At 64.8% G+C, this 15,110-nt stretch carries 12 protein-coding genes; 11 read left to right on the plus strand and 1 reads right to left on the minus strand.

Annotated features, from left to right (window positions below):
• The first annotated feature begins 18 nt into the window (after positions 1-18).
• The 5 genes from MO486_RS08410 to MO486_RS08430 all read left to right on the plus strand — a co-directional run bounded on the left by MO486_RS08410 (position 19) and on the right by MO486_RS08430 (position 4,458).
• Positions 19-1,038: a sugar kinase gene (locus tag MO486_RS08410; RefSeq protein WP_242906181.1), complete on the plus strand. Its 1,020-nt coding sequence runs from the start codon at positions 19-21 to the stop codon at positions 1,036-1,038.
• Positions 1,039-1,309: 271 nt separating this feature from the next.
• Entirely contained in the window at positions 1,310-1,825 is a 516-nt protein-coding gene (locus MO486_RS08415) for a c-type cytochrome (RefSeq protein ID WP_242906189.1), read from the plus strand.
• Positions 1,826-1,913: 88 nt separating this feature from the next.
• Positions 1,914-2,585 carry an alpha/beta family hydrolase gene (locus MO486_RS08420; RefSeq protein WP_242906190.1) on the plus strand — a complete coding sequence of 224 codons (672 nt, stop codon included), beginning with the start codon at positions 1,914-1,916 and terminating at the stop codon, positions 2,583-2,585.
• Complete coding sequence (zapE, locus tag MO486_RS08425) at positions 2,582-3,676, plus strand: cell division protein ZapE (RefSeq protein WP_242906192.1); 1,095 nt, start codon at positions 2,582-2,584, stop codon at positions 3,674-3,676. Before MO486_RS08420 ends, zapE begins: the two co-directional genes overlap by 4 nt.
• 29 nt (positions 3,677-3,705) lie before the next feature.
• Positions 3,706-4,458: a glutathione S-transferase family protein gene (locus MO486_RS08430; protein ID WP_242906198.1), complete on the plus strand. Its 753-nt coding sequence runs from the start codon at positions 3,706-3,708 to the stop codon at positions 4,456-4,458.
• Positions 4,459-4,513: 55 nt separating this feature from the next.
• Here MO486_RS08430 and MO486_RS08435 read toward each other — a convergent pair whose 3' ends face one another.
• Positions 4,514-5,920 (minus strand): APC family permease, encoded by a 1,407-nt coding sequence (locus MO486_RS08435; RefSeq protein WP_242906199.1) that lies wholly within the window; start codon positions 5,918-5,920, stop codon positions 4,514-4,516.
• A 17-nt stretch (positions 5,921-5,937) separates the two neighbouring features.
• Between MO486_RS08435 and queF the strand changes: the two genes are divergently transcribed.
• The 6 genes from queF (at position 5,938) to MO486_RS08465 (ending at position 15,007) form a co-directional block, all read left to right on the plus strand.
• A complete protein-coding gene (queF, locus tag MO486_RS08440; RefSeq protein ID WP_242906201.1) occupies positions 5,938-6,765 on the plus strand; it encodes an NADPH-dependent 7-cyano-7-deazaguanine reductase QueF in 828 nt (275 codons plus the stop codon).
• A gap of 135 nt (positions 6,766-6,900) precedes the next feature.
• Positions 6,901-7,230 carry a LysM peptidoglycan-binding domain-containing protein gene (locus MO486_RS08445; RefSeq protein WP_242906202.1) on the plus strand — a complete coding sequence of 110 codons (330 nt, stop codon included), beginning with the start codon at positions 6,901-6,903 and terminating at the stop codon, positions 7,228-7,230.
• Between the two features lie 109 nt (positions 7,231-7,339).
• Complete coding sequence (locus MO486_RS08450) at positions 7,340-7,846, plus strand: hypothetical protein (protein ID WP_242906204.1); 507 nt, start codon at positions 7,340-7,342, stop codon at positions 7,844-7,846.
• Positions 7,847-7,960: 114 nt separating this feature from the next.
• The gene (locus tag MO486_RS08455; RefSeq protein WP_242906207.1) at positions 7,961-8,668 is read left to right on the plus strand and encodes a UPF0149 family protein; all 708 of its coding nucleotides are present in this window, start codon (positions 7,961-7,963) and stop codon (positions 8,666-8,668) included.
• A gap of 81 nt (positions 8,669-8,749) precedes the next feature.
• Entirely contained in the window at positions 8,750-11,785 is a 3,036-nt protein-coding gene (locus tag MO486_RS08460; RefSeq protein WP_242906216.1) for an SBBP repeat-containing protein, read from the plus strand.
• 192 nt (positions 11,786-11,977) lie between these two features.
• A complete protein-coding gene (locus MO486_RS08465; protein WP_242906218.1) occupies positions 11,978-15,007 on the plus strand; it encodes an SBBP repeat-containing protein in 3,030 nt (1,009 codons plus the stop codon).
• Positions 15,008-15,110 lie beyond the last annotated feature (103 nt).

The raw sequence follows: 15,110 nt of genomic DNA on the forward strand, positions 1-15,110 counted from the left end.
CCGGGCGCTGGAGAGGACATGCCGAAAAGGATCGTATGTTTCGGGGAACTGTTGCTGCGCCTGGGCTCCCCCGGCCGGGAGCGGCTGTTGCAGACCCCCCGCCTGGAGGTCCATGTGGGCGGGGCCGAGGCCAATGTCGCCATCGCCCTGGCGCGACTCGGCCACGACGCTGCCCTGGTCAGCGTGGTCCCGGACAGCCCGCTGGGCGCCGCGGCCGTGGGCGAAGTGCGGCGCCACGCGGTCGATGTCGCGCCGGTGCGCACTGGCGCCGGCCGGCAGGGGCTGTACTTCCTGGCGACAGGCGCGCTGCATCGGCCGAGCGAAGTGCTCTACGACCGCGCTCATTCCGCCTTCGCCCTCGCATCGGCCGACGATTACGACTGGCCGACGCTGTTGGCCAACGCCGATGCGCTGCACGTGTCCGGCGTAACGCCCGCGCTCGGCGCTGCATGCGCCGAGGCCACCCTGTGCGCCGCGCGCGAGGCACGGGCGCGCGGTTTGCGCGTGTCGTTCGATGGCAACTTCCGTCAGAAACTATGGGCGGAGCGACGTAGCGAAGCGCCCGCCGTGCTGCGCGGAATCATCGCCGAAGCCGACACCGCCCTGGCCGACCACCGCGACATCGCGGTCGCGCTCGAACTGCAGCCAACCGGAACGACGGCTGCAGAGGCCTTCGCAAATGCAGCGCGCGCGGCGTTCGACGCCTTCCCGAACCTGCAACGGCTGGCCACGACGCTGCGCACCCAGCACAGCGTGGACCACCATGCGTTGACCGCGTTGATGGCCACGCGCAAGGGCGACCTGATCGCCGCACCGGAATACTCGCTGGCGTCGATCGTGGATCGCATCGGTGCCGGCGACGCTTTCGCGGCGGGCGTCCTGCATGGCCTGTACACGGGCATGCCCGAGCCGGACGCGCTGCATTTCGGACTGGCGTCCGCCTGCCTCAAGCATTCGCAACCCGGCGACTTCAGCCTGGCCGATGAGGCCGAGATCGCGGCCCTGGTCGCGCAGCAGGGATTCGATGTGCGGCGCTGACGACCTCGCCGGCCGGGTCGGGTTCTGTTCCGCTCCTGCGCCGGCGACCCGGGCGAACCGCCCCCTCCGAACTGCGACACGCGATGGATTCCGAGCTTCGCCAGGCCTGCCGGGATGCCCCCGCATGGTCACGCGCCTTGGCTGCTCTGGTATGCTGCGCGCCCCAGAAACCTGGGAAAAGCCCGTGATTCCACGAATCGCGGGTTCTCCTCTCTCACTCAGTACTTGTCGGTCCGGCACGACCTCGCTCGCGGCCGCACAAAGGTGGAATGTGCGTAACTACGACCTCGACTTCCTGAAGAAATTCTCGTTGGTGATCGGCATCCTGGCCGCGATCACCGTGATCCTGATCGTGTTCGCAAGCCATTTGCAGGACACCCTGCCGCGCGAACCCGATCCGGTTGCAGTCAAGCGCACCGAAGCGCGCATCGCACCGGCCGGCGCGGTCTATGCCGGCACCACCGGTGCCGCGGCGCAGGCCGCCGCCGTCGCCGCCGCTGCAGCGGCCGCCGCCTCGCAGGTCGCCTACGGCGGCACGCTGGATGGCTCGGTGATTTACAGCAACCTCTGCACCGGCTGCCACACCTCCGGCGCCGGCGGTGCTCCGACGCTGACCGCCGCTGGCATGGGCGCGCGTATGGGCCAAGGCAAGGAACTCCTCTACAAGCACGCCATCGAAGGCTTCCAGGGTTCGGCGGGTGTGATGCCCGCCAAGGGCGGCAACCCGGGCCTGACCGACGAGCAGGTCAAGGCCACGGTCGACTGGATGCTGGCGAACCTCAAGTAAGCGCACTTTTGTCGCTGCACTGACGCCGCCTCCGGGCGGCGTCGTTGTTTGCGCCGCTGCCGATGCAGCCTCTCGCTATCATGCACGCATGAATACGCCCGCCTTCCCCACCGAGTCCGGTCCGGTGACGCTCGCCGGCCCCGCGGGCCGGATCGAAGCCGTGGTGGAACTGCCTGCGCCCGCGGAGGCGCGGCCGCTGGTGGCGATCGTCTGCCATCCGCTCTCGACCGACGGCGGCAGCATGCACAACAAGGTCGTGACCATGGCCGCGCGCGCGTTGCGCGAAAGCGGCGCGACCACAGTACGTTTCAACTTCCGCAGTGTCGGCGCGTCCGAAGGCGAGTTCGATCATGGCGAAGGCGAACCCGACGACCTACGCGCAGTCGCAGCCTGGGTCCGCGCGCAGCGCCCCCATGACACGCTGTGGCTGGCCGGCTTCAGTTTTGGCGCCTATGTCACGCTGAGTGCGGCGGCGGAGTTGCAGCCCGGATTGCTGCTTTCGATCGCACCGCCAGTCGCCGGCCGCGGCTGGGACTTCACGCAGATCAAGCACCCCAACTGCCCCTGGCTGGTGATCCAGGGCGAGGCCGACGAGATCGTCGATGCCGAAGCCGTGTACGCCTGGGTCGAACAACTCAAGCCGCCGCCGGAACTGGTGCGCATGCCCGACACCAGCCACTTCTTCCATCATCGGCTGATGGACCTGCGCGGCGCGATCAAGAGCGGCGTACGTGCCTACCTCCCGCCCGCGAGCGCATGAGCGCAGGCGTGAATCCGTCGTCGGCCTACGCGGCCGGCGTCGCCCAAGGCGAGTGGCAGCACGACCCGGCGCAACAACCGGCACTGCACGAACTCGACCGCATCCACGCCGCACTGCTCGCGCCCGACAAACGCGGCCTGTTCGAACGCCTGTTCGGCGCCGACGGTCCGCCCGCGCCGATCGGTTTCTACCTGTGGGGCGGCGTCGGTCGCGGCAAGACATTCCTGATCGACCTGTTCTACGACGCCTTGCCGATCCAGGAGAAACGCCGCACCCACTTCCACCGCTTCATGCGCGAAGTGCACGAGCAACTGCGTGCGCATACCGGCGAACGCGATCCGCTCGCGGCGATCGCGAAACAGTGGCGCGAACAATTGCGCGTGCTGGTGCTGGACGAATTCTTCGTCAGCGACATCGGCGACGCGATGTTGCTGGCACGCCTGCTCGAACGCCTGTTCGCCGAAGGCGTGGTGCTGGTCACCAGTTCCAACGCCGCGCCGCAGGAGTTGTACAAGGATGGCCTGCAACGCGCGCGCTTCCTGCCCGCGATCGCATCGTTGCAGCGCCACTGCGCGGTGGTGCATCTCGACAGTCCGCAGGATTACCGGCTGCGCGCATTGACCCGATCCCCGGTGTACCGCACGCCGCTGGATACGCAATCCGATGCGTGGATCGCCGCGCGCTGGGTTGAGCTCAGCCACGGCTGTCCGCACGAGGATGGCCCGCTGGTGGTCGATGGCCGCGACATCGCGGTACGCGGCCTGGCGGAAGGATTCGCGTGGTTCGATTTCGCCGCGCTCTGCGAAGGCCCGCGCGGCACTTCGGACTACATCGAGATCGCGCGCGAATTCCATACCGTGCTGCTCGGCGACATCCCGCGCTTCGACGCCCACCGCGATGACGCCGCGCGCCGCTTCGTGCACTTGATCGACGAGCTCTACGACCGTCACGTCAACTTCGTCTGCACCGCCGCCGCCGCGCCGCCATTGTTGTATGCGGGCGAACGTCTGACCCACGCGTTCGAACGCACCGCTTCGCGTTTGATCGAGATGCAATCGGCGGAATATCTGGCGCTCGAGCATCGCGGGTAGACTGCGACTCCCCCATGCGGAGCCTGACGATGACGCAGCGTCTCAAGGTGATTGGCAATTACATCTCGCCCTATGTGCGCAAGCTGCTGGTGTGCCTGGAGTTGAAGGGACTGGATTACGAGATCGACCCGGTGGTGCCGTTCTTCGGCGACGAGCGCTTCTCGCAACTCAGTCCGCTGCGCACGATCCCGGTAATGATCGACGGCGACCTGGTGCTCAACGACTCTTCGGTGATCTGCCAGTACATCGAGGACAAGTATCCGCAAGTACCGCTGTATCCGACCGACGTCGCCGATCGCGCCCGCGCGCGTTGGCTCGAAGAGTTTGCCGATACGCGCCTGGGCGACGTGCTGGTCTGGCGGCTGTTCTACGAGAAGGGCATCCGTCGCCATGTGTTTGGCGAAGAGACCGACGAGGCGGTGGTGAACGATGCGCTGGAGCGCGCAATTCCATCGGCGCTGGATTACCTGGAAACGCAGCTGCCCGCCGAGGGTTTCCTGTTCGGCGCGTTGTCGATTGCCGATATCGCGATCGCCTGCTTCTTCCGCAACGCCGCATTCGTGCGCTACACCATCGACGCGCAGCGCTGGCCGCGCACGGCGACGTTCGTCGCGCGCGTGCATGCTCTGCCCGCATTCCAGAAGTTGGCGGTATTCGAGGAACGCAGCCTGCGCGTGCCGGTTCCGCAGCAGCGCGAATTGCTGATCGAACTCGGTGCGCCGGTCAGCGCCGAAAGCCTGTCCGGCACGACCCCGCGCAAGGGTGTCAGGCGAATTGCGTAGGGCGGGCCTTGGCCCGCCGCCACGTCCTCAACATGTCCCCATCAGCGCAGCGACTTCAGGCCCGCATTCCTCGCCGCGCCAACACAAGCCGCACTGCGTACAACACGACCAGCGCCACCAACGCGATCGCGATCGCCTGCCATTCCGCACCGGTGAGCGTGGTGACGATGGCGATCATCGCCGCCACCGCCATGGCCGGAATCAACGGACCGCCCGGCAACACGAACGGCTGGTCGCCGCGTTCACGCAAGTCGCGTCGCTGCCCGCGCCACGCGGCCACGCTGACCAGGCCGTAGACCAGGCAGATCGCGCCACCGGAAATCAGCGCCAGCTTGTCGAAGGTGCCACCGAGCGCGAGCAACCACGCTAACCCTGCGTGCACGATCAACGCCAGCAACGGCACGCGATGGCTCGCGCTGACGGCGCCGAAGGCACTGGGCAGGAAGCCATCGCGACCGAGCGCGAACACCAGCCGCGAAGTGCCGAGCAGATTGCCCATCAGGAAGCCGGTCATCGAAATGCATGCGGTGATGAGCAGCAACGTCCGTCCCGGCGCCCACAACGCGCCGGCGGTGTCAGCCACCGGCACCCCACTGCTGCCCAGTGCCGGACCCAGCAGTCCCTGCCCGACGATCTGCACGCCCATGTACAACAGCACCACCAGCAGGATCGCGACCACGGTCGCGCGCGGCACGTTGCGGGCGGGGTCGCGCAATTCGCCCGAGGGCACCAGTGCGGTTTCCATGCCCGAATAGGCGAACATCACCAGCACCATCGACGCGCCGAGCGCGCTCCACGATGGCACCGCGGCGAGACTGAAACTGATGTGGCTCCAGTCGACGAAGAACACGCCGATGCCCGCCAGCAAGAACAGCGGCGTCAGCTTCAACGCTGCCAGCGTGGTGATCGCGCGCGCCCCGAGTTTCACGCCGAACGCATTCAAGGCGAACAGCGCGCCGTACACCGCGGTCAGCAATAACGCACGCGGCACCGGCGGTGCGAAGGCCGGCACCAGGTTGGCGACCTGCACCGACAACGCCGCGGCCACGCCGGCGCTCGACGCCACGTTGCTGATCCACATCAGCGCACCGGCGAGGAATCCGGCGAACTGACCGAAGGTCGCGCTCAGGTAGGTGTAAGGTCCGCCCGTCGCGGCGACGCGGCTGCCGATCGCGGCGAAGCACAGTGCGATCGGGATGATCGCCAGTGCGCCCGCGACCAAGGCCAGCGGCGCGGCCGCTCCCATCTGCGTCGACAACGCCGACGGCATGCGGAAGATGCCGCCACCGACGATCACGTTGATCACCGCCGCGGTCAGTGCGAAGGAACCGACCGCGCGCAGCAACGCGGCATCGCCGTGCAGGGGTTTGGTCGTGGTCGTTGCGTCGCTCATCGGTCGGCCGCCCTTGAAGTTGCCGAAGCGTCGCACGGGACCGGCGCCAACGCGAGCCGGGGTCGCCATTGAGGGATAATCGCGGGATGACCTCGCAAGATCTCCCGCTCGGCCGCACCGTCGACTACCCGCGCCATTACGACCCGAGTTTGCTCTACCCGATCGCGCGCAGCCTCGGCCGCACGGCGCTGCAACTTGATGACACGACGCCCTTCATCGGTGCGGATCGCTGGCACGCTTATGAACTGTCGTGGCTGGACGCGCGCGGCAAGCCGCAAGTCGCGACTGCCACGCTCACCGTGCCGGCGGAGTCACCGAACCTGATCGAGTCGAAATCGCTCAAGCTCTACCTCAATTCGTTCAACGCCTCGCGCTTCGACGATGCCGCCGCCGTGCGCGATCGCATCGCCGCCGATCTGGCGCAGGCCGCGGGCGCGTCGGTCGCGGTCGCGTTCGGTTTGCCGGCGGTCGTCGGCGCTGGCGACGACACCGGGGCTCCTGACCAGGGACTCCTGATCGACACGCTCGAAGTCGCCATCGACGATTACGGTCCGCCGAATGCCGCGCATCTGCAGTGCGAGGACGAAATGATCGAAGAAACCCTGCGCTCGCAGCTGCTGAAGTCGAACTGCCCGGTCACCGGCCAACCGGACTGGGCCGACGTGCACATCGCTTACCGCGGCCCGCGCCTCGATCGTGCCGGGTTGTTGCGCTACCTGGTCTCGTTCCGCGATCACGCCGAATTCCACGAACAGTGCGTGGAACGCATCTTCATCGACGTGCTGACGCGTTGCCGCCCGCAGCAATTGTCGGTGGAGGCGCGCTACACGCGTCGTGGCGGACTCGACATCAACCCGTGGCGCGCCACCCCGGGTTCGGTCGCCCCGGTGCCAGGCCGCACGCCGCGGCAATAACCCGGGAATCACGCGGCAGTCGATTGGCATTCACTACCTTCGCGCCACCGCGATATTTCCTTAACACTTTTCGTGTCAGCTTGACGTTCGCCCGAGCCCCTAATCGGGCAAGCCCCCATCGGGGAGGAGCCTTGGATGAGCAACGACAAGAAGCCCGATTTCTCCAACGTGCAAAGCAAGGTGCAGAGCACCGAGAAGATCGTCGAGAAACCCGATTTCAGCAATGTGCAGTCGAAGGTGACCTCGACCGAGGACATCATCGGTGGCGCGAGCGAGCGCACTTATACGGTCGAGAAAGGCGACAGCCTGTCCAAGATTGCCAAGGAGCTCTATGGCAAGGGCAGCAAGTGGCACGCGATCTTCGAGGCCAACCGCGACCTGATCAACGACCCCGACAAGATTTTCCCTGGCCAGGTGCTGAAGATCCCGGCCATCGACCTCGATGGCGACGGCGATCCTGATTGATCGCTGCACGCTCGATGACAGCGCGCTCGATGACAGCGCGATTGGTCGATCGCAATCCGACATCGGCTTACGCCACCACCCGCTACGACCTGCACAAGGAATCCATCGCATGAATCGCAATCGCATCGCCCTCACCCATCGCGTCACTCTCATACTGCTCGTCGCCGTCCTCGGTGGTCTCGCGCTGGTCGGCTGCAAGAAGAAGGAAGCCGAAGTTCCGGTCGTGACGCCGCCGGTAGCGACCGAACCGACGCCTGCGCCGGCCCCGGTCGCCACCGCGTCCGTGGTTAGCGTCGATCTCGGCAATGCCGTCGGTGCCGACATGAAGGTTGCTACTCCGGTCACCACCTTCACGCCGAAGGACACCATCTTCGCTTCGATCGCCACCAACACCAGCGACGCCATGGCAACGGTCCCAGGCAAGCTCACCGCCAAGTGGACGCACGTGGACAGCAACCAGACCATCAACGAAGAAAGCAAGGACATCGCGTTCGCCGGCCCTGGTGTCACCACATTCCAGATCGCCAAGCCCGACGGCTGGCCGGCCGGCAAGTACAAGCTCGAAGTCTCGCTCGACGGCGCGGTCGTCCAGACCCGCGAGTTCGAGGTCAAGTAACCGGGCTGCAGAACAAAGTTTCCATCGCTTGATGGGCAAGCAACGGGCGCGGCGCGAGTCGCGCCCGTTTTTTCTTCCGTTACGCTAGGCGATCCCAATGCAGCTGGCAGTCCGATGAAAGCGCCTTCCTATCTCGACGACGACCAGATCGAACGCCTCGCACAACTACTCGAACTGCGCGCGGTGCCGTTCAAGGGCTTCAACCTCGAAGCGCTCGACGGTTACCTGTCGGCGTTGGTGGTATCGCCGGACACGGTGCCGCCCAGCGAGTGGCAACCGGCCGTGTGGGGTGGCAAGGCACCGCGCTGGGATGGCGATGACGAAGCCCTCGCGGTGCAGGCGTTGCTGCTCGGCCACTGGAACATGGCGTCCGCGCGCGTCCGCCACGACGACGACGATCTGCCCGATCACCTCGCGCCGCTGCTGTGGCTCCCCGAGGAACCCGACCTCGACCAGCCCGATGAACTCGACGTCGGCCGCGACTGGGCCTTCGGCTTCTTCCGCGGCGTCGAACTGCGCGAAATGGCGTGGGACCAGTGGCTCGACCAGTACGAATGGATGGACGAAATCTTCGGCCTCCTCGACCGTCTCGCCAGCGGCGAAGTCCTGGCCGAAGATCCGGCTGCCCCAGCGACGCCGATCACCTATCGTGAACGCCTTGAAATCATCGCCGGCCTTCCCGGCATGCTCGCCGACCTGCATCACCACCGCATCGATGCCTTGACGCCGCGCGAACCGATCCGCCGCGAAGCCACGCCGGATCGCAACGCGCCGTGTCCGTGCGGGAGCGGCAAGAAATACAAGAAGTGTTGCGGCGCGTGAAACGCCGCGAGCGACCGATCCAGCTCACCTGTGGTAGATAGCACCGTGCAGCGCTGACCAATCGCAACCAGGGGCTCTCCGATGACGTTTTCGCTCCGGCCGGCGATGCCGGTGATCGCCCTTCTCGCGTTGCTGGCACCCGTCATGATGTTCACCTCCCCGGGCGTGCCTCCGAAGATAGCGGAGCAGGCTGCGCCCAACGCGATTCCGGGTACAGCCGCGGCCAGCCTCGGCGCCCGATACGGGCGCGTCCCTCTCGCCTTCGAGCGTAACCAGGGGCAGACCGACGACGCGGTTCGGTTCTTCTCGCGCGGCCCGGGTTACAGCCTGTTCCTGACGCCTGATGAGGCGGTGCTGCGTGTGCACCCGATGTCCGGACGGCACGCGATGCGCCCCGGTCACCCGGCACCTCCAGCGGTGGTGCGGATGACGTTGACCGATGCCAGACGCGATGCGCAGATCGAAGGTCTCGAACCGCAAGCCGGCAAGAGCCATTACTTCCGCGGCAACGACCCGGCACACTGGCAACAGGATGTGGCGCACTACGGCAAGGTGCGCTATCGCGCGGTGTATCCCGGCGTCGACGTGGTCTATTACGGCAACCAGCAGCAGCTGGAATACGATTTCGTGCTGGCGCCGGGTGCCGATCCGGTGCAGATCGGCATGCGTTTCGAAGGCCCGCAAGCGGTACGACTCGACGGTGCCGGCAATCTGGTATTGCCGACTCCCCAAGGCAATCTGCTGCAGCACAAACCCATCGCTTATCAGGACATCGCCGGCCAACGCCGATCGGTGTCCGCAGAGTATCGCTTGCTGGCCGGGCACCAGGTTGGCTTTGCCTTGGGTGATTACGACCGCACGCAGCCGCTGGTGATTGATCCGGTATTGAGCTACAGCAGCTATCTGGGCGGCGGTCTCATGGATATGTACCCCTCGCTTGCGGTAGATGCGTCCGGAAACACCTACGTCCTGGGCATGACGGACTCCCCTGATTTCCCCACGGCTGCGCCCTTTCAGGCCACCACTCACACAGGTGCTCTGGAATTGTTCGTGAGCAAGCTCAGCGCAAGCGGCGATGCGCTGATCTACAGCACCTTCCTCGGCGGCGGCGCTAGCGAAACCGCTGGGGGAATTACTGTCGACCAGATGGGCAATGCCTACTTGACTGGATGTTCGGATTCGACCGATTTTCCCTTGCAGTCGCCGTTGCAAAGCACGGGCGGCAGCGCCGTTGTAGCCAAGCTCAATGCCAGCGGTAATGCGCTGGTTTACAGCACTTACCTCGGCGCCTCCCGCGATTGCGGCAACGCTATTGCGGTGGACAGCAGTGGTGCTGTCTACGTCGCCGGAATCACGGAGGGCGGAATGTCTTTTCCGCCCGGTTCATTCCAGCCCAATTATGGCGGAGGCATGAAGGATGCCTTCGTCGTCAAATTGAATGCCGCCGGCAGTGCCCTGGTATTCGGCACCTATCTGGGCGGCAGCGATGATGACTATGGCTGGGGCCTGGCATTGGATAGTTTCGGAAACACCTACGTGACCGGCGGGACCTACTCGCTGGACTTTCCGACCGTGAATGCAATGAGCCCGCAAGCCGGCGGCAATGGCTACACGGACGGCTTCGTGAGCAAGCTCAACGCCAACGGCACGGCCTTGGTGTACAGCACCTATCTTGGCGGCGGCAATATCGACTACGGCACGGAAATCGCCGTCGACCAAACCGGGAATGCTTATGTCGTTGGCGCGACATACGGCGATTTTCCGACCAAGAATCCCTTGCAGCCCTGGACCGGCGGCGCTGACGGTTTTGTCTGCAAGTTGAATGCGTCCGGCCAGGCCCTGATCTATAGCACCTACCTTGGCGGCAGCCTGGACGAGCTGGCACCCAGCATCGCGTTGGATAGCAACGGCAACGCCTACATCACCGGTTGGACCGCTTCAATCAATTTCCCGACAGCTTCACCCTGGCAAGCGGACTCCGGCAACGCCGGAGGCCTCACTCTTGACGCCTATGTCACCAAGATCAACGCGACCGGTACGGATCTTGCCTGGAGTTCATACCTGGTTGGTATTCCGCGCAAGGATCGCGGCATGGACATTGCGCTGGATGTTTCGGGCCGGGTGCATGTCACCGGAGACGCTGGCCCTAACTTCCCCACCCTAAACGCCATACAGCCCGCGTTTGGTGGCGGTCATGACGATGCCTTCATTGTCCGCATCACGGGAACCACACCGACCTCGCTGCGCTACCGCCACAACGATGCCAACGATGACGGCCGCGCCGACATCCTGTGGCGCAATACCAGCACGGCCGAGAATGTCTTGTGGAGCGCAGCCAACTACGACATCCAACGACCGGTTGCGCGGGTCGGCCTCGACTGGGTCGTCGCCGCCACCGGCGATTTCAATGGTGACCACAAGGCCGACCTGCTCTGGCGTAACCACAAAACCGGCGCAAATTTCATCTGGCGCTCGACCTTCCAGAGCAGCGGCCAGGGTGTAACAGGCGTGAACAACCTGGCCTGGATCGTCGCCGGCGTCGGCGACTTCGATGGCGACGGGAAGTCCGACATCTTGTGGCGCAACAGCAGCACCGGTGCCAACACGATCTGGAAAGCCGCCGACGCCGCCACCCAGCAAGCGGTCACCGGCGTCACCAACCAGATCTGGAAAATCGTCGGCGTCGGCGATTTCAATGGCGACGGCAAGGCCGACATCCTGTGGCGCAACAGCAGCACCGGTGCCAACACGATCTGGAAGTCGGCGAATTCGACCACCCAGCAAGGCGTGGCCGGCATCGCCAGCCAGGATTGGAAAGTGTTTGGCGTCGGCGATTTCGATGGCGACGGCAAATCCGACATCCTGTGGCGCAACACCGTGACCGGTGCGCACATGATCTGGAAGTCGGCCAATGCATCGACCCAGCAGGCGGTGACCAGCGTCACCAACCAGATCTGGAAAATCGCGGGCGTCGCCGATTTCAACGGCGACGGCAAGTCCGACATCCTCTGGCGCAACAGCAGCACTGGCGCCAACACCATCTGGAAGTCGGCGAATTCGACGACCCAGCAGGGAGTCACCGGCGTAACCGACCAGGCTTGGACGATCGTTCCTTGATGCCGGTACGAAAAGTGCGGGGCGTGGTGTCCCGCTCTGCGTGCGCTCGAATGCGCCTGCAACTCGTCACATTGCGCCTGCAACTTGTCACATGAAGATGGCCTTTCCTGTGGCCCTTATGGTAAATAGCCGCAACGGGGTGTGACGCTCACCCCGTTTTTCTTGTCAGGGGAAAAAATCCGAATGATTGCCTTGCACCAGCTACGTCTGGCGACGCCGCTTGTCGCCCTGTCTCTGTTGATCGCGCCGGCCATGGTGCCTGGCACCCGCCCGGCGGTTGCTTCGCCTTCGGCCTCGATCGCCACGGCCCCAATCCAGGCCCAGGCGCGCGTCCAGTTTGAACATCTGCCGCTCACGTTCGAGCGTAACCAGGGTCAGACCGATCCTTCCGTCCAGTTCTTTTCGCGTGGGCCGGGCTACAGCCTGTTCCTCACCCCCGGAGAGGCCGTCGTCAAGCTGAGCCAGGCACCCAGTCCACAAGAGCGACGTCCCGGCCAGCAAGCTCCACTGTCGAAAGCGCCTGCGGCCGTGGTGCGGATGGCACTGACCGGTGCACGACGCGACGCTCAGATGGAAGGCCTGGAACCGCAGGCGAGCAAGAGTCATTACTTCCGCGGCAACGATGCAGCCCAGTGGCAGCACGATGTCGAGCATTACGGAAAGGTGCGCTACCGCGCCGTCTACGACGGCATCGACGTCGTCTACTACGGCAAGCAGCAACAACTGGAATACGACCTGTTGGTGGCACCGGGCGCCGATCCGGCGCAGATCGGCCTGGCGTTCGATGGCACGCAGGACATGCGCCTGGATGACGCCGGCAATCTGGTGCTGGCCACGCCGCAAGGCGACCTGTTGCAGCACAAGCCGGTGGCGTACCAGGACATTGCGGGAGAGCGCCGCTTGGTCGCAGCGCACTACGAGCTACGGGCCGATGACCAGGTGGCCATCGCGCTCGGCGCCTACGACAAGAGCCAGCTGCTGGTGATCGATCCGGTCCTCAGTTACAGCAGCTACCTGGGTGGCAGTGCGGACGACTTCGCCGCGGGAGTCGTGGTCGATGGCTCGGGCAATACTTATCTGACCGGTTTCACCCAGTCGCTCGACTTTCCGCGGGCTGGCGGCGGGCAGGCGAACAATGGCGGCGGGGCGGACGCGTTCGTCACCAAGATCGATGCCAACGGCGCCTTGGTGTACAGCAGCTATCTCGGCGGCGCGGGCGACGACGTGGCCTACGGAATCGCGCTCGATGCATCCGGCAACGTCTACCTCACCGGCAATACGAACTCGGCCAACTTCCCTCTTCGCTCGCCGCTGCAGGGCGCCTTGCTGGGTACGACCAATGCCTTCGTCACCAAGCTCAACGCCGCGGGCAACGCCCTGGTGTACAGCACGTACCTGGGCGTCAATGAAGACTTCGGCAACGGCATCGTGGTGGACGGCGGTGGCAATGCCTATGTGTCGGGCTATACGAAGGGCGGCCTTGTTTTCCTCGGCACCCCGTTCCAGTCCAACTACGGCGGAGGCGATTACGACGGCGTGCTGATCAAGCTGAACGCCGCCGGCAGCGATATCGTGTTCGGCACCTATCTCGGCGGCAGTAGCTACGACATCATCAGTGACATCGCCCTGGACGCTTCCGGGAACGTCTATGTCGTCGGTTATACAGCCTCGTATGACTTTCCGACCTGGGCCGCCTTCCAGCCCTTCAATAGCGGTATCGACGATGCCTTCGTCGCCAAGTTCGATTCGTCCGGCAACCCGCACTACTCCACTTTTCTCGGTGGCGCCCTCGCGTTGGATCTCGCGCAGTCCGTGGCTGTGGACGCGGCTGGCAACGCTTATGTCGCGGGGATGACCTATCGCGGCGCTGGTGAGCTATCCGACTTCCCCGTATTCAATCCATTGCAGGAACACGGCGGCAAGTGGGACGTCTTCGTCACCAAGTTCAATGCGACTGGCCAGACCCTGCTTTACAGCACCTTCGTGGGCGGTAGCGAGAACGAGGATGCGACTGCGATCGCCGTGGACGCGGCAGGCAACGCCTATGTCGGCGGCAGGACCAGTTCGCCGAACTTCCCCACCGCTTCCCCGTGGCAAGCCTTCTCGGGCGGTGGTGATGATGCGTACGTCATCAAGATCAAACCGAACGCGACCGATCTGGTCTGGAGTTCATTCCTGGGCGGAACGCTTGCCGATCGCATCCTGTCGCTCGCGGTCGATGGTGCCGGCAAGGTTCATGCAACCGGACGCACCTATGGCGACTTCCCGCTGGAGTCACCCCACCAGTCGACGGGGAGCGGTCGGGACGCGTTCCTCGCCCGGGTCGGCGGCGTCACCCCCACTTCGCTGCGCTACCGCCACAACGATGCCAACGATGACGGTCGCGCCGACATCCTGTGGCGCAACACCAGCACTGGCGCGAATGTCCTGTGGAGCGCGGCCAACTACGACATCCAACGACCGGTTGCGCGGACCGGCCTCGACTGGATCGTTGCCGGCACCGGCGATTTCAACGGCGACCACCGCACCGACCTGCTCTGGCGTAACCACAAGACCGGCGCGAATTTCATCTGGCGCTCGGCCTTCCAGAGCAGCGGGCAGGGCGTGACGGCAGTGAACAATCTGGCCTGGGTCGTCGCCGGAATCGGCGACTTCGATGGCGATGGCAAGTCCGACATCCTGTGGCGTAATACCACCGATGGCGCCAACATGATCTGGAAGGCGGCCAACTCCGCCACGCAGCAAGCCGTCACCGGCGTCACCAACCAGATCTGGAAAATCGTCGGCGTCGGCGATTTCAATGGCGATGGCAAGGCCGATATCCTGTGGCGCAACAGCAGCACCGGCGCCAACACGATCTGGAAGTCGGCGAATTCGACAACGCAGCAAGGCGTGGCCGGCATCGCCAGCCAGGATTGGAAAGTGCTTGGCGTCGGCGATTTCGATGGCGACGGCAAGTCCGACATCCTGTGGCGCAACACCGTGACCGGTGTGCACATGATCTGGAAGTCGGCCAATGCATCGACCCAGCAGGCGGTGACCAGCGTCACCAACCAGATCTGGAAAATCGCGGGCGTCGCCGATTTCAATGGCGACGGCAAGTCCGACATCCTGTGGCGCAACAGCAGCACTGGCGCCAACACGATCTGGAAGTCGGCGAATTCGACGACCCAGCAGGCCGTCACCGGGATCACCGACCAGGCGTGGGTGCCAATCCCGTAAGCATTCCTGCTCCGATGCGTGCTGCCCTGTCAAAAAAGATAGGGCAGCACCATGTGGAGATTCCAACGCATCGATACGTACCGCGTGCGAAAGTGCCGGTGCG

Origin of the sequence: Lysobacter sp. CFH 32150 (genome assembly GCF_022758295.1) — a bacterium.
Classification (GTDB): Bacteria; Pseudomonadota; Gammaproteobacteria; order Xanthomonadales; family Xanthomonadaceae; genus CFH-32150.